Here is a 17431-nt window from a genome sequence, read left to right on the forward strand (position 1 = left end):
CTAGGCCGGCGACGCGACGCGGCGCGCCGCCGCGCAGACCGCCGCCGCCACCTCGTCCGCCTGATCGCCGATGAAGTAATGGTGGCCGCCCTCGATCACGGTCAGTTGCACGGCATCGGAAATCTCGTTCCAGCGCAGGTAGTCGCGCGCGTAGTCGGGCGTCAGCTTGTCGGCCGATCCGACGATGCTGTGGATCGGCGCGGCGATCTTCCAGCGCTTGCGAGTGCGCTCGTAGTCGTACGCCATCTTCGAGTCTTTCCGGAAGTTGCCGATCATGAACGCGAGCACCGCGTCGTCGACCGGATCGGCCGAGCCGCCCCACGAGCGGATCAGCGCGTGCAGGTCGGCGTCGCTCTTGCCGGCCCACAGATCCTTGATCGGAAACAGCCGGCCGAGCAGCGACGCGCGCGGCGACGGAAACGCGCCGCCGGCCGCGAAAAACCGCACGTCGCGTCCGGCCAGCTCCAGCCGGTGCACGATTTCGAGCGCGAGATAGCTGCCGACGCAATGGCCGTAGACCGCGATCTCGCCCGGAACATTCGCCTGGATGTACGCGACGCAGTCGGCGGCGATGCGCTCGACGCTCTGCAGCGCGGGCGCTTCGATGCCCACTTCGTTGCCTTCGATCGCGACGGCGTAGACGTCGATGTCCGGCGCCCGCGCGTTCAACGCGCGGGCGAGCGGATGGAACACGGTCGGCGCGGCGCCGGCATACGGACAGCAGATCAGCGACAACGTGCGCTCGCCGCGGCTGTCGCCGAGCTTTTGCAGTATGCGATGCCGCCGCGGTTCGACAGCGCTCGTCAGGCGCGCCATCGCTTCGATCGTCGGGTTGGCATAGAAATCCACCAGCGTGATCGGCCGGCATCCCGGCGTATTGCCCAGCTTGAACATCAACGACGCCGCCTTGAGCGAATGGCCGCCGAGGTCGAAGAAACTGTCGCGCACGCCCACCGTGTCGAGATTGAGTATCTCTTTCCACAACTGCGCCAATGCGGCTTCCGCGTCGGTTCGCGGCGCGACGAAGTCGGCCGACGCGTTCGCGCTCGCGTCCCAGCGCGGCAGCGCGGCGCGGTCGAGCTTGCCGTTGGCGGACAGCGGAAACGCGTCGAGCACGACGAACGCGGCGGGCACCATGTATTCGGGCAGTCCGGACGCCAGCTCGGCGCGCACGGCCGCGACGGAAATCTCGCGGTTCGCGCGCGCGACGAGATAGGCGACCAGCCGCTTGTCGCCGGCGCCGTCGTCGGCCGCGACCACCACCGCTTCGCGCACGTCGGCGCACGCCGCGAGCTTCGCTTCGATCTCGCCGAGTTCGATGCGGAAGCCGCGGATCTTCACCTGGAAGTCGTTGCGTCCGAGGTATTCGATCGCGCCGTCCGGCAGCCAGCGGCCGAGATCGCCGGTTTTATACAAGCGCGCGCCGTCGTGCGCGCGGAACGGATCGGCGACGAAACGTTCGGCCGTCAGTTCCGGCCGGTTGAGGTAGCCGCGAGCGACGCCGGCGCCGCCGATGTACAGCTCGCCGACCGCGCCGAGCGGCACCGGCCGCCGGCGCGCGTCGAGCAGGTACATCTGCGTGTTCGCGATCGGCCGGCCGATCGGCACCTTGCCCGCATGCAGCCGGCCGTCGCAGCGCCAGTAGGTCACGTCGATGGCCGCTTCGGTCGGGCCGTAGAGATTGTGCAGTCCTGCGCGCGGCAACGTGCGGTGGAATTTTTCCTGCAGGCCGTACGGCAAGGCCTCGCCGCTGCACAGCACGCTGCGCAGGCTGCCGCACAGGTCGGCCGGCGCCTGGTCGAGGAACACCTGCAGCATCGACGGCACGAAATGCAGCACCGTGATCGACGCGTCGGCGATCGTGCGCGCGAGGTACTGCGGGTCCTGGTGACCGCCGGGCCGCGCGAGCACCAGCGTCGCGCCGGCGAGCAGCGGCAGGAAGAACTCCCACACCGAGACGTCGAAACTGAAAGGCGTTTTCTGCAGCACGCGATCGTCGGCGGTCAGCCGGTACTCGTCCTGCGCCCACAGCAGGCGATTGACGACGCCGTCGTGCTGGTTCATCGCGCCCTTGGGCTTGCCGGTCGAACCCGAGGTGTAGATGACGTAGGCGAGATGCTGCGGCGTGAGGCCGAGCGTTTGCGGGTCGGGATCGTGCTCGGGCTGTTCGGCCAGTTCCGTGCGAACGATCGGATCGTCGAGTACGAGCGTCGGCGCGTGCGCGGGATCGCGTTCGCGCAATCGGTTCTGCAGCGAGGCCTGCGTGAGCACGGCGACCGGCGCGCTGTCGGCGAGCAGGTACGCGAGACGCTCGTCGGGGTAGGCCGGATCGATCGGCACGTAGGCGGCGCCGGCCTTCAAGATGCCGAGGAGGCCCACGACCATGTCGAGGCTGCGCTCGATGCAGATCGCGACGCGGTCGTCGGGTTGGATGCCGAGAGCGATCAGGCGGTGCGCCAGTCGGTTCGCGCGGCGATTGAGTTCGGCGTAGCCGAGCGTTTCCTGTGCGAACACCACGGCGGTCGCATCCGGTTGCTGCCGCGCCTGCCGTTCGACGAGCTGGTGGATCAGCAGGTCGGTCGGATAGTCGACCCGGGTGTCGTTGAAGCCGTCGAGCAGCAGCGCGCGTTCGTCGTCGGGCAGGATGTCGAGCGTGTGCGCCGGACGATCCGGCGCGTCGGTCAGCGCCGCGACGAGGCCGTCGAGCGCGCGGGTCAGATACGCGGCGATGCGCCCGGCATCCATGCCGGCGATGCACTGCACGCTGAGGCCGAAGCCGTCGCCGAGATCGTTGATCGAGACGGTCAGCGGATAGTTCGTGCGTTCCTCGCCGCCGATCAGGCGGATGCCGTCCCACGGCGCGGTGCCGTGCAAGCGGGTGTGACGATAATTGAGCAGCGCGGTGAACAGCGGCATCGGCGCGGACACGCCGCTTGCGCGCTGCGCGAGCGCGAGCGAGGCCTGTTCGTGCACGAGCAGTTCGCCGAGGCGCCGATACGTCGCGGTGACGAGCTGCTGCGCGGTGCACGCGCCGACGTCGAGCCGCATCGGCAAGGTGTTGATGAACATGCCGAGCACGCGATCGGCGCCGGCGGAGCCTTGCAGGCGGCCCGACAGCGTGGTGCCGAACACGACCGCGTCGCGGCCGGTGCAGACGGCGAGCACCTGCGCCCACGCGGCATGGAACAGCACGGCCGCGCTGACGCCTTGCCGGCGTGCGACCTGGCGCACGCGTTCGGCGAGGGCGGGGTCGAGACTCACGTCGGCTTCGCGGATCGCCGTGTCGTGCGCCGGTGCCTGCAGCAGGCCGAACGGCGCGGTCGGCGCGTCGATGTCGGCGAGCTGCGTGCGGAAGTAGGCCTCGTGTTCGTCGGCCGGCACCGAGCGCGCCTGCGCGATGAAGTTGCGATAGGGCAGCGACGGCGGCAGCGGCGCGTTCGCATCGACGAGCAGCTGGTGCACTTCGCCGAGCATCAGCTGCAGCGAGTAGTTGTCTTCGATGATGTGGTGGCTTTGCAGCGCGAGCAGCCATTGCGAGCCCGAGGCGATGCAGGTCGCGGCCATCAGCGGCGCCCGGGTCAGGTCCATGCGCGCGTGCGCCGGGCTGGTGTGCGCGAGCAGCTGCGTCATCGCGTCGCTCGTGTCCGCGGTCAGTGTCGCGACCGGCAGCGGCGCGTGGCGATGCACGACCTGCACCGGCTGCGGCAATCCGGTCCAGCGCATCGCGCTGCGCAGGATGTCGTGGCGGTCGATCACGCGCTGCAGCGCGACGAGGAATGCGTCGAGCCGGTCGCGGCGGTCGAACGACACGATCGAGCGCAAGAGGTACGCATCGCCCTGCGGCTGCAGCAGGTGGTGAAAGAGAATGCCTTCCTGCAACGGCGCGAGCGGATAGATGTCCTGGATGTTGGCGACGCCGTGCGGCACGCTCGCGACGATCGCGTCGATCTGCGCCTGCGTGAGATCCACGAGCGGCAGCAGGTCCGGCGTGATCGCCGCGCAGTCCGGTGCGATGCGGTTCGGCGGCACGACGAACGCGCTACCGGCGTCGTTGCCGATACTCGCCGCGAGGGCGGCGAGCGTCGGCGCGGTGAACACCTGGCGCACGCTGGCCGACAGGCCGGCCTGACGCAGCCGTTCGATCAGACTCACGACCAGCAGCGAATGGCCGCCGAGTTCGAAGAAGTGGTCGTCGCGGCCGATGCGGTCGAGGCCGAGCAGGTCCTGCCAGATCGCGGCGACGGCTTCTTCGGTGCGGCCGACCGGCGGTTCGTACGCACGCGTGACGACGGCCGTCTGATCCGGCGCCGGCAGTGCCTTGCGATCGAGCTTGCCGTTGGCGGTGAGCGGCAACGCGTCGAGCGTGACGAACGCGCTCGGCAGCATGTAGTCGGGCAGCGACTGCGCCAGTTCGTGGCGCAGGTCGGCCAGCGACAGCCCGGTCTGCGCGATCAGATACGCGACGAGGCGCTTGTCGCCCGGCACGTCTTCGCGCGCGATCACGACCGCTTCGCGCACGCCGTCGCAGGCGGCGAGCTTGGCCTCGATCTCGCCCAGTTCGATGCGGAAGCCGCGGATCTTGACCTGGAAATCGTTGCGGCCGAGGTATTCGAGCGTGCCGTCGGGCAGCCGGTGGCCGAGGTCGCCGGTCTTGTATAGTTTTCCGTTCGGTCGGAACGGATCGGCGATGAAGCGCTCGGCGGTCAGTGCGGGCCGGTTGAGATAGCCGCGCGCGACGCCGGCGCCGCCGACGTACAGCTCGCCGGTCACGCCGGTCGGCACCGGTTGCCGATTCGCGTCGAGCACGTAGATCGCAAGATCGCCGAGCGGCGCGCCGATCACGCTGCCGAGGCCGGCCTGCACGTCGGCCGGACCGATCGCGCGGAACGTCGCGTGCACCGTGATCTCGGTGATGCCGTACATATTGACCAGTTGTGTACGTTGCGCATCGTTCCTGGCGAACCACGGCGCGAGCGTATGCAGCTCCAGCGCCTCGCCGCCGAACACCACGCAGCGCAGCGTGTGTTCCGCCGGTTGCGCGGCCTGCGCGGCGATCAGCTGGCGGAACGCACTCGGCGTCTGGTTCAGCACGGTCACGCGTTCGCGGCACAGCAAGGTATAAAAATCCGGCGCCGAGCGCGCGACGTCGCCCGGCACGATCAGGAGGCGACCGCCGTGGAACAGCGCGCCCCAGATCTCCCACACCGAGAAGTCGAACGCGAACGAGTGGAACAGCGTCCACACGTCGGTGTCGTCGAAGTAGAACTCGCCCTGCGTGACGGCGAAGAGACGCGTCACGTGGCCGTGTTCGACCATCACGCCCTTGGGCTGGCCGGTCGAACCGGAGGTGTAGATGACGTAGGCGAGGTGATCGGCGCGCAGGTCCGCAACGTCGGGATCGTGTTCGGGCTGCGCCGCGAGTTGCCGCTGCGTGTCGGCATCGTCGAGCACGAGTACCGGCGCCGAGGGCAGGCCGCCGTCGAACAACTGCGCCTGCAGCGCCGACTCGACCAGCACCGCGACCGGCTTGCAATCGTCGAGCACGAACGCGAGGCGATCGGACGGATAGACCGGATCGAGCGGCACGTAGGCCGCGCCGGCCTTGAGGATGCCGAGAATGCCGACGAGCATGCCGAAGCCGCGTTCGACGCAGATCGCGACGCGGTCGTCGGGCCGCACGCCGAGCGCGATCAGGCGATGCGCGAGCCGGTTCGCGCGGCGATTGAGTTCGCCGTAGCTGAGCGTCGCATCGCCGAACGTCAGCGCGATCGCATCGGGCCGAATCGCGGCCTGCTGCTCGAACAGGCGATGGATCAGCGCCGGTTCGCCGGTTGTCTGCGCATCGGCGGAACCGCCCGCGAGCAGGCGCGCACGTTCGTCCGCCGGCAGGATGTTCAGGGCGCGCACCGGCGACGTGGGCGAGTGCGACAAGGCGTCGACGAGCGATTCCAGCGCCGTCGACAGATACGCGCTCACCGCCGCCGCGTCGATGCCGTCGATGCACTGCGTCACGAGATCGACGCTGTCGCCGAGATCTTCCACCGATACCGTGATCGGATAATTCGTGCGCTCCTCGACGCGCATCAGCCGCACGCCGCGCCAGACGGAACCCGTCGTCGCGTCGCCGTCGCGCGCCGCGGTGTCGAGCAGCACGTGGTGGTAGTTGAACAGCGCCGTGAACAGCGGCAGCGGCGCGGCGACGCCGCTGCAGCGCTGCGCGAGCGCAAGCGACGCCTGCTCGTGCGGCAGCAGCGCGCCGAGGCGCCGGTGCGTTTGTGCGACCGCCTCGCGCACGCTGCGACCGCCGAGCGCCAGGCGCACTGGCAGCGTGTTGATGAACATGCCGAGCGCGCGCGTCGCGCCGTCGGCGCCGTGCAGGCGCCCCGACAGCGTCGTGCCGAACACGACGTCGTCGCGCCCGGTGCACTGCGCCAGCACCTGCGCCCACGCGACGTGGAACAGCACGGCGGCGCTGACACCGTTCGCGCGCGCGGCGGCGCGCACCGCGTCGACGAGCGCGGCGTCGAGCGGCTGCCGCAGTTCGGTAACCTGTCCGCCATCGCCCCGCACGTCGAGCTGCCCGAACGGCGCGGTCGGCGCGTCGATGTCGCCGAGCTGCTCACGGAAGTACGCCTCGTGTTCGGCGGTGCCGAGCGCGCGGGTGCGCGCGACGAATTCGCGGTACGGCACGGACGGCGGCAGCGCGTCGCCGCGGCCTTCGAGGATCGCCTGGATCTCGTGCATCGTCAGTTCGACCGTGACGTGGTCGGTGACGATGTGATGCTGCAGCAGCGACAGCAGCCATTGCCCAGACTGCGCGCCGGCGTCGACGTCGTGGATCACCGTGGCGCTCATCACCGGCGCGCGCGACAGGTCCAGGCGCGTGCAGCGCGGATCGGTGTATTCGAGCAGCCGGTCGAGCGCGCGGCCGGCGCCGGCCAGCGCGAGTTCCTCGACCGGCAGGCGCGCCTGGCGATACACCACCTGCACCGGCTGCGGCAGCCCGTTCCAGCACACGGCGGTGCGCAGCACGTCGTGACGGTCGATCACCTGCTGCAGCGCGGCGAGGCAGGCGTCGAGCGCGGCGCGCGTGTCGAACGCGGTGATCGAGCGCAGCAGATAGGCGTCGCCCTGCACGTCGAGCAGGTGATGAAAAAGAATGCCTTCCTGCAACGGTGCGAGCGGGTAGATGTCCTGCACGTTGGCCGCACCTTGCGGCACGCCGGCGACGATCGCGTCGATCTGCGCCCGGGTGAGGTCCACGAGCGGCAGCAGGTCCGGCGTGATCGCCGTGCAGCCGGCAGGAATGCGATTGGGCGGCACCGCGAACGCATCGCCGGCGCCGGCGTTTCCGATGTTCGCCGCGAGCGCGCAGAGCGTCGGCGTCGCGAACACCTGCCGCACGCTGGCCGACAGCCCGGCCTGACGCAGCCGTTCGATCAGGCTCACGACGAGCAGCGAATGCCCGCCGAGTTCGAAGAAGTGGTCGTCGCGGCCGACGCGTTCGAGGCCGAGCAGGTCCTGCCAGATCGCGGCGACGGCGCGTTCGACCGGGCCGCTCGGCGCCTCGTACGCGCGCGCCACGCGCGACGACGCGTCCGGCACCGGCAGCGCCTTGCGGTCGAGTTTGCCGTTGGCCGTCAGCGGCAGCGCGTCGAGCGTGACGAACGCACTCGGCAGCATATATTCGGGCAGCGACTGCGCGAGGGTGTCGCGCAGCACGGCGATCGACAGTTCGGCGCTCGGCCCGGCGATCAGATACGCGACGAGGCGCTTGTCGCCCGGCACGTCCTCGCGCGCGATCACGACCGCTTCGCGCACGCCGTCGCACGCGGCGAGCTTCGCCTCGATCTCGCCGAGCTCGATGCGGAAGCCGCGGATCTTCACCTGGAAATCGTTGCGGCCGAGATATTCGAGCGTACCGTCGGGCAGCCAGCGGCCCAGGTCGCCGGTGCGGTACAGGCGTCCGCCGGCGCGGAACGGATCGGGCAGAAACCGTTCGGCCGTCAGTTCGGGACGATCGAGATAGCCGCGCGCGACGCCCGCACCGCCGATGTACAGCTCGCCCGCGACGCCGACCGGCACCGGCTGCCGGTTCGCATCGAGCACGTACATCTGCGCGTTGGCGAACGGCCGGCCGATCGGAATCGCGTACGGCGGCAGCGGCGTCGTGCGATCGAACGCCAGCGCGGCCGAATTGACGGCCGCCTCGGTCGGACCGTAGGTATTGATCCAGCGCGTTTCGGCGAGGCCCGGCGCGTCGAACCAGCCGCGCAGATGCCGCAGCTCGGCTTTTTCGCCGCCGGCCAGCACCACGCGCAGGCCGGGCGCGGGCAGGCTGCGTCCGGCTTGCACTTCCTGCGCCCACGCATGCCAGAACGCGGTCGGCAGATCGGTCGCAGTGATTGCATTGGCCGACAAAAATTCAACGAATGCCGCATCCGGAATCATCAGGTCGGCCGCGCGCAGCACCACCGTCGCGCCGACCGACAGCGCCGGAAACAGCTCGACGACCGAATTGTCGAAACTGATCGACGCGAACTGCAGCACGCGATCGGCCGACGTATAGCCGCACAGGTCGATCTGCGCGTGCACGAGATTGACGACCTGCGCGTGCTCGAGCATCGCGCCCTTGGGCAAGCCGGTCGAACCGGACGTGTAGATGACGTAGGCGAGATGGCGCGGCGTCAGGCCGATCGCGTCGGCCGCGGGGTCCGACGCGGGCAGCGCCGCGAGCGTTGCGCGCGTGTCGGCGTCGTCGAGCACGAGCACCGGCAGGCCGGACGGTATCGCTTCGCCGCGCTCGAGAGGCGCCAGCGCGCTGGCCTGCGCGATCAGCGCCACGGGCTTGCTGTCGGCCAGCATGAACGCGAGGCGGTCGACGGGATAGACCGGATCGAGCGGCACGTAGGCGGCGCCGCTCTTGAGCACGGCGAGGAGGCCGACGACCATGTCGAGGCTGCGCTCGAGGCAGATCGCCACGCGATCGTCCGGCCGCACGCCGAGCGCGCGCAGACGATGCGCGAGCTGGTTGGCGCGGCGATTCAACGCGGCGTAGGTCAGCGATTCGTCGCCGGACACCGCGGCGGTCGCGTCGGGCCGCTGCGCGGCCTGCGTCTCGAAGCGCTGGTGCAGCAACAGGTCGGTCGGATAGTCGGCGGCGGTCGCGTTGAAATCGACGAGCAGCCGCGTCTTCTCGGCATCGTCGATCAGCGGCAGCCGGCTGACCGGCACGGCTTCGTGCGCGACCATGCCGGCGAGCAGCGTGACGAACTGCGAGGCGAGGCGTTCGATCGTCGCGCGCTCGAACAGATTCGTGGAAAATTCCAGATTGCCGGTAATGGCGCCGCCGGTATCCGTGAGAAACAACGACAGATCGTAGTACGACGTCGCGCGCGGCAGCATCACCGTGTCCAGCGTCAGGCCGGGCAGGGCCAGGCTGCCGCCGGGCGTGTTGTCGAGCGCGAGCATCACCTGGAAGATCGGGCTGTGGCTCATGCTGCGCACCGGCTGCAGCACTTCGAACACGTGCTCGAACGGCAGATCCTGGTGCGCGTAGGCGTCGAGCAGCGTGGCCTTCACCTGTGCGAGCAGCTGCGCGACGGTCGGATCGTCGTCGAGACGCACGCGCACCGCGAGCGCGTTGACGAACATGCCGATCAGCGCTTCGGTTTCGCGGTTCTGGCGGTTGGCGAACGGCGTGCCGACCACGACGTCGTCCTGGCCGCTGAGCCGCGCGAGCAGCGCCGACCAGCCGGCCATCAGCGTCATGAACAGCGTAACGCCGTGGCGCCGGGCGAGATCGCGCAGCGCGACGGTCAGCTCGGCGGGCAGCGTAAGCGCCACGAGATCGCCCTCGTGACCCTGCACCGGCGGTCGCGGATGATCGGTCGGCAGTTCGAGCAGGGCCGGCGCGCCGGCGAGATGCCGGGTCCAGAAGTCGACCTGTCGCGCGAGCACGTCGCCTTGCAGGTGCTGCCGCTGCCACGCCGCGAAATCGGCGTACTGGATCGCGAGCGGCGGCAGCGGATCGGGCCGGCCCTCGCAGAACGCGGCGTAGAGCGCGGTCACTTCGGCCACGAGCACGCCGATCGACCAGCCGTCGGAAACGATGTGGTGCTTGGTGACGACGAGGATGTGCTCGTCGTCCGCAAGCTGCAGCAGCAATCCGCGGATCAGCGGACCGGCCGCGAGGTCGAACGGCGCGCGCGCTTCGGTTTCGATGCGTTGCATCGCGGTCCGTTCGATGTCGGCACGACTGTCGCCCGGCTGTCGCAGATCGCACTCGTCGAGCCGAAAGCCGATGTCCGGCGGCGCGATCACCTGATGCGGCGTGCCGTCGTGGCACGCGAACGTCGTGCGCAGGTTTTCGTGGCGCGCCACCACGCGGTCGAGCGTCGCGCGCAGCGCGTCGCGGTCGAGCCGGCCGGTCAGGCGCAGCGCCGCCGGCATGTGGTAGGCCACGCCCGAGGCGGGATCGAACTGGTCGAGAAACCACAGGCGCTGCTGCGCCCACGACAGCGGCAGCGGCCGATTGCGGTCGGCGATGCCGATCGCCGTCGACGGCGCGGGGTCGGCGACGCGGCGTGCGCCGTCGCGCTGTTGCAGGCGTTGCAGGAGCAGGGCGCGCTTGAGCTGCGCCAGATCGTTCGCGTCAGACATGATCCAGGGTTCCATGGAGTTGTGCGAGGAGGTCCGCTTCGGAAAGCGCATCGAGTTCGCTTTCCATCCGCCGGATGTCCTCTTCCGAAAAGGCGTCCAGTTGCGCGGCGACCGCGACGTCGGCCAGTTGCGACAGCACCGGGCTGTCGAACAGGGATTTCAGTGACAGTTCGACGCCCATGCTCTCGCGCAGCCGCACCGTCATCTGGATCGCCAGCAGCGAATGGCCGCCGAGCGCGAAGAAATCGTCGTGCCGGCCGACGCGCGGCAGGGCGAGCAGGTCCTGCCAGATCTGCGCGATCGCGACTTCGACGTCGCCGACCGGCGCTTCGTAGACCCGCGTCGCCACCGACGTCTCGTCGGGCGCCGGCAGGCGCACGCGGTCGAGCTTGCCGTTCGGCGCGATCGGCAGCGCGGCCAGCGCGACGAACGCGCCGGGCACCATGTAGTCGGGCAGTCGCGCAGCGAGCGCATCGCGCAACGCGGCGACGGAGAAATCGGCGCCGTCGTGCATGACCGCGTAGGCCACCAGGCGCTTGCCGCCGGCGCCGTCGTCGCGCGCCGCAACAGCGGCTTCGCGCACGCCGTCGCAGTCCGCGAGCCGCGCTTCGATCTCGCCGAGTTCGATGCGGAAGCCGCGGATCTTCACCTGGAAGTCGTTGCGGCCGAGGTATTCGATCGTGCCGTCCGGCAGCCAGCGGCCGAGGTCGCCGGTTTTGTACAAGTGCGATTGTGCATCTTGCGGATCGGCGACGAAGCGTTCCGCCGTCAGTTCCGGGCGATGCAGATAGCCGCGTGCGAGACCGGTGCCGCCGATATGGATTTCGCCGGCGACGCCGATCGGAACGGGCTGACGGTGCGCATCGAGAATGCGGATGCGGTTGTTGGCGATCGGGCGGCCGATCGGCGGCAGCTCCGGCCAGTCCGCGCGCGGATCGACGAGCGTCTGCGCCGTGACGACATGGCTTTCCGTCGGGCCGTACTGGTTGTGCAGACGGCAGCCGGGCGCGCGATCGAACAACTGCCGGATCGCGGGACCGACACGCAGCTGCTCGCCCGCGGTGATGACCGTCGCCAGCGCGGGCAGCGGCAGCGTGGAGCGCACAGCGGCTTCGGCGAACGCCTGCAGCGCGATGAACGGCAGGAACAGCCGCGCGACGTTCTGCGCGCGCACGAGGCGGACCAGTTCGGCCGGGTCCTGGCGCGTCGCCTCGTCGATGAGCACGAGACAGCCGCCCGATGTCAGCGTCGCGAAGATTTCCTGGAACGCGACGTCGAAGCCGAGCGCCGCGAACTGCAGCGTGCGCGCGCCGTCTGGCAGATCGTCCTGCCGCTGCTGCCAGTGCAGCAGGTTGACGAGGCCCGCCTGCGGCATCGCCACGCCCTTGGGCTTGCCGGTCGAGCCCGAGGTGTAGATGACGTAGGCGAGATGCTGCGGCGTGAGGCCGAGCGTTTGCGGGTCGGGATCGTGGTCGGGCTGTTCGGCCAGTTCCGTGCGAACGATCGGATCGTCGAGCACGAGCATCGACGAGTGCGCGGGATCGCGTTCGCGCACTCGGTTCTGCAGCGAGGCCTGCGTGAGCACGGCGACCGGCGCGCTGTCGGCGAGCAGGTACGCGAGACGCTCGTCGGGATACGCCGGATCGATCGGCACGTAGGCGGCGCCGGCCTTCAAGATGCCCAGGAGGCCCACGACCATGTCGAGGCTGCGTTCGATACAGATCGCGACGCGGTCGTCGGGTTGGATGCCGAGGGCGATCAGGCGGTGTGCCAGCCGGTTCGCGCGGCGATTGAGTTCGGCGTAGCCGAGCGTTTCCTGTGCGAACACCACGGCGGTCGCATCCGGTTGCTGCCGCGCCTGCCGTTCGACGAGCTGGTGGATCAGGAGGCCGGTCGGATAGTCGACCCGGGTGTCGTTGAAGCCGTCGAGCAGCAGCGCGCGTTCGTCGTCGGGCAGGATGTCGAGCGTGTGCGCCGGACGATCCGGCGCGTCGGTCAGCGCCGCGACGAGGCCGTCGAGCGCGCGGGTCAGATACGCGGCGATGCGCCCGGCATCCATGCCGGCGATGCACTGCACGCTGAGGCCGAAGCCGTCGCCGAGATCGTTGATCGAGACGGTCAGCGGATAGTTCGTGCGTTCCTCGCCGCCGATCAGGCGGATGCCGTCCCACGGCGCGGTGCCGTGCAAGCGGGTGTGACGATAATTGAGCAGCGCGGTGAACAGCGGCATCGGCGCGGACACGCCGCTTGCGCGCTGCGCGAGCGCGAGCGAGGCCTGTTCGTGCACGAGCAGTTCGCCGAGGCGCCGATACGTCGCGGTGACGAGCTGCTGCGCGGTGCACGCGCCGACGTCGAGCCGCATCGGCAAGGTGTTGATGAACATGCCGAGCACGCGATCGGCACCGGCCGAGCCTTGCAGGCGGCCCGACAGCGTGGTGCCGAACACGACCGCGTCGCGGCCGGTGCAGACGGCGAGCACCTGCGCCCACGCGGCATGGAACAGCACGGCCGCGCTGACGCCTTGCCGGCGCGCGACGTGGCGCACGCGTTCGGCGAGGGCGGGGTCGAGACTGACATCGGCTTCGCGGATCGCGGTGTCGTGCGCCGGTGCCTGCAGCAGCCCGAACGGCGCGGTCGGCGCGTCGATGTCGGCGAGCTGCGTGCGGAAGTAGGCCTCGTGTTCGTCGGCCGGCACCGAGCGCGCCTGCGCGATGAAGTTGCGATAGGGCAGCGACGGCGGCAGCGGCGCGTTCGCATCGACGAGCAGCTGGTGCACTTCGCCGAGCATCAGCTGCAGCGAGTAGTTATCTTCGATGATGTGGTGGCTTTGCAGCGCGAGCAGCCATTGCGAGCCCGAGGCGATACAGGTCGCGGCCATCAGCGGCGCCCGGGTCAGGTCCATGCGCGCGTGCGCCGGGCTGGTGTGCGCGAGCAGTTGCGCCATCGCGTCGCTCGTGTCCGCCGTCAGTGTCGCGACCGGCAGCGGCGCGTGGCGATGCACGACCTGCACCGGCTGCGGCAATCCGGTCCAGCGCATCGCGCTGCGCAGGATGTCGTGGCGGTCGATCACGCGCTGCAGCGCGACGAGAAACGCGTCGAGCCGTTCGCGTCGGTCGAACGACACGATCGAGCGCAAGAGGTACGCGTCGCCCTGCGGCTGCAGCAGGTGGTGAAAGAGAATGCCTTCCTGCAACGGCGCGAGCGGATAGATGTCCTGGATGTTCGCAACGCCCTGGGGGACGCTCGCGACGATCGCGTCGATCTGCGCCTGCGTGAGATCCACGAGCGGCAGCAGGTCCGGCGTGATCGCCGTGCAGTCCGCGGCGATGCGGTTCGGCGGCACGACGAACGCGCTGCCCGTGTCGTTGCCGATAGCCGCCGCGAGGGCGGCGAGCGTCGGCGCGGTGAACACCTGACGCACGCTGGCCGACAGGCCGGCCTGACGCAGCCGCTCGATCAGACTCACGACGAGCAGCGAATGGCCGCCGAGTTCGAAGAAGTGATCGTCGCGACCGATGCGGTCGAGGCCGAGCAGGTCCTGCCAGATCGCGGCGATGGCTTCTTCGGTGCGGCCGACCGGCGCGTGATAGACGCGCGTGACGACCGCCGTCTGATCCGGTGCCGGCAATGCCTTGCGATCGAGTTTGCCGTTGGCGGTGAGCGGCAACGCGTCGAGCGTGACGAACGCGCTCGGCAGCATGTAGTCGGGCAGCGACTGCGCCAGTTCGTGGCGCAAGTCGGCCAGCGACAGTTCTGCCTGTGCGACGAGATACGCGACGAGGCGCTTGTCCCCCGGCACGTCTTCGCGCGCGATCACGACCGCTTCGCGCACGCCGTCGCAGGCGGCGAGCTTGGCCTCGATCTCGCCCAGTTCGATGCGGAAGCCGCGGATCTTGACCTGGAAATCGTTGCGGCCGAGGTATTCGAGCGTGCCGTCGGGCAGCCGGCGGCCGAGGTCGCCGGTCTTGTACAGTTTTCCGTTCGGTCGGAACGGATCGGCGATGAAGCGCTCGGCGGTCAGTGCGGGTCGATTGAGATAGCCGCGCGCGACGCCGGCGCCGCCGACGTACAGCTCGCCGCTCACGCCGGTCGGCACCGGTTGCCGATTCGCGTCGAGCACGTAGATCGCAAGATCGCCGAGCGGCGCGCCGATCACGCTGCCGAGGCCGGCCTGCACGTCGGCCGGACCGATCGCGCGGAACGTCGCGTGCACCGTGATCTCGGTGATGCCGTACATATTGACCAGCTGCGTGCGCTGCGCATCGTTCCTGGCGAACCACGGCGCGAGCGTATGCAGCTCCAGCGCCTCGCCGCCGAACACCACGCAGCGCAGCGTGTGTTCCGCCGGTTGCGCGGCCTGCGCGGCGATCAGCTGGCGGAACGCGCTCGGCGTCTGGTTCAGCACGGTCACGCGTTCGCGGCACAGCAAGGTATAAAAATCCGGTGCCGAGCGCGCGACGTCGCCCGGCACGATCACGAGGCGACCGCCATGGAACAGCGCGCCCCAGATCTCCCACACCGAGAAGTCGAACGCGAACGAGTGGAACAGCGTCCACACGTCGGTGTCGTCGAAGTAGAACTCGCCCTGCGTGACGGCGAAGAGACGCGTCACGTGGCCGTGTTCGACCATCACGCCCTTGGGCTGGCCGGTCGAACCGGAGGTGTAGATCACGTAGGCGAGGTGATCGGCGCGCAGGTCCGCAACGTCGGGATCGTGTTCGGGCTGCGCCGCGAGTTGCCGCTGCGTATCGGCATCGTCGAGCACGAGTACCGGCGCCGAGGGCAGGCCGCCGTCGAACAACTGCGCCTGCAGCGCCGACTCGACCAGCACCGCGACCGGCTTGCAATCGTCGAGCACGAACGCGAGGCGATCGGACGGATAGATCGGATCGAGCGGCACGTAGGCCGCACCGGCCTTCAAGATGCCGAGCACGCCGACGAGCATGCCGAAGCCGCGTTCGACGCAGATCGCGACGCGGTCGTCGGGCCGCACGCCGAGCGCGATCAGGCGATGCGCGAGCCGGTTCGCGCGGAGATTGAGTTCGCCGTAGCTGAGCGTCGCATCGCCGAACGTCAGTGCGATCGCGTCGGGCCGAATCGCGGCCTGCTGCTCGAACAGACGATGGATCAGCGCCGGTTCGCCGGTTGTCTGCGCATCGGCGGAACCGCCCGCGAGCAGGCGCGCACGCTCGTCCGCCGGCAGGATGTTCAGGGCGCGCACCGGCGACGTGGGCGAGTGCGACAAGGCGTCGACGAGCGATGCCAGCGCGGTCGACAGATACGCGCTGACCGCGACCGGATCGATATCGCCGACGCACTGCGTCGTGAATTCGAAGCCGGTCGTCTGGTCGTCGACCGACAGCGTGATCGGATAGTTGGTGCGATCCTCGCCGCGGATGAAGTGCATGCCGGGCCACCTGGCCGCCGCGTCGGCGGTCGCGGTGCTGTGGCGATAGTTCAGCAGGCTGTTGAACAGCGGCGTCGGCGCGGCGACGCCGCTGCAGCGCTGCGCGAGCGCGAGCGACGCCTGTTCGTGCACGAGCAGTTCCGTCAGACGCCGATAGGTTTCGGTCACCGCGTCGTGCACGCTGCGTCCGCCGAGCGCCACGCGCACCGGCAGCGTGTTGATGAACATGCCGAGCACGCGGTCCGCGCCTTCGGAACCTTGCAACCGCCCCGACAGCACGGTGCCGAACACGACGTCGTCGCGGCCGGTGCACTGCGCGAGCACCTGCGCCCACGCGACATGGAACAGCACGGCGGCGCTGACGCCCGCCTGCCGCGCCGTCGTGCGGATGCGCGCCGCGAGCGCGCCGTCGAGCGGCACCTGGACTTCGCGAATCGCCAGACCGTCGCCCTGCACGTCGAGCCGGTCGAACAGCGCGGTCGGCGCGTCGATGTCGCCGAGCTGCTCGCGGAAATACGCTTCGTGTCCGCTCGTCGGAACGGAACGGGTCTGCGCGATGAAATTGCGGTACGGCAGCGGCGCCGGCAGCGCCGCCGGATCGCCGTGCAGGATCGTCCGCACCTCGTCCATGATCAGGTCGATCGTGTAGTGGTCGATCACGACGTGATGGCAGAGCAGGGCGAGCATCCATTGCCCCGAGCGCGCGTCGGCGACGATCGACGCCGACAGCAGCGGCGCGCGCGACAGGTCGATGCGGATGCCGCGCGGATCGGTACGCGCGAGCAGCACGTCGAGCGCGTCGTTCGCCGGTTCGAATTCGTCGATCGCGAGCGGCGCATGCCGCAGCACGACCTGCGCCGGCTGCGACAGGCCGGCCCACGCAATGGCGCTGCGCAGAATGTCGTGGCGGTCGATCACGGTCTGCAGCGCCGCGAGAAACGCGTCGAGGCCCGGGCGCGTATCGAACGCCAGCACCCAGCGCAGCAGATACGCGTCGCCGGCGGTTTCCAGCAGGTGATGAAAAAGTATGCCTTCCTGCAACGGCGACAGCGGATAGATGTCCTGTACGTTCGCCGCGCCGCCGGCGACGCGCGCCGTGATCGCGTCGATCTCGTCCTGTCCGAGCGCGATCAGCGGCAGCATCCGCGGCTCGATCGCCGTGCATCCCGCGGGGATCGCGTTCGCCGGAACCGCATCGGCCGGCACGTCGGCGTTGTCGGAGAGCGCGGCGGCGAGATCCGCCAGTACCGGCGCATTGAAAACGCTGCGCACGCTCGCGGCGATGCCTTGCTGCCGCAGCCGTTCGATCAGGCCGATCACGAGCAGCGAATGGCCGCCGAGTTCGAAGAAGTGATCGCGACG

The 17431-nt window shown here is 69.6% G+C and carries 2 protein-coding genes (1 of these 2 cut by a window edge); both read right to left on the minus strand.

Translation table 11 applies throughout. From position 1 onward, the window contains the following. Complete coding sequence (locus OD750_RS26970; protein WP_263542529.1) at window positions 1-10662, minus strand: non-ribosomal peptide synthetase; 10662 nt, start codon at window positions 10660-10662, stop codon at window positions 1-3. Beyond that, window positions 10655-17431, minus strand: the 3' end of a protein-coding gene (locus OD750_RS26975) for a non-ribosomal peptide synthetase (RefSeq protein ID WP_263542528.1). 9666 nt of this gene lie beyond the right edge of the window; only the last 6777 of its 16443 coding nucleotides appear in the window; the start codon falls outside the window, past its right edge; its stop codon occupies window positions 10655-10657. Before OD750_RS26975 ends, OD750_RS26970 begins: the two co-directional genes overlap by 8 nt.

The organism is Tahibacter soli (assembly GCF_025717065.2).
In the GTDB taxonomy this organism is placed as follows: Bacteria; Pseudomonadota; Gammaproteobacteria; order Xanthomonadales; family Rhodanobacteraceae; genus Tahibacter; species Tahibacter soli.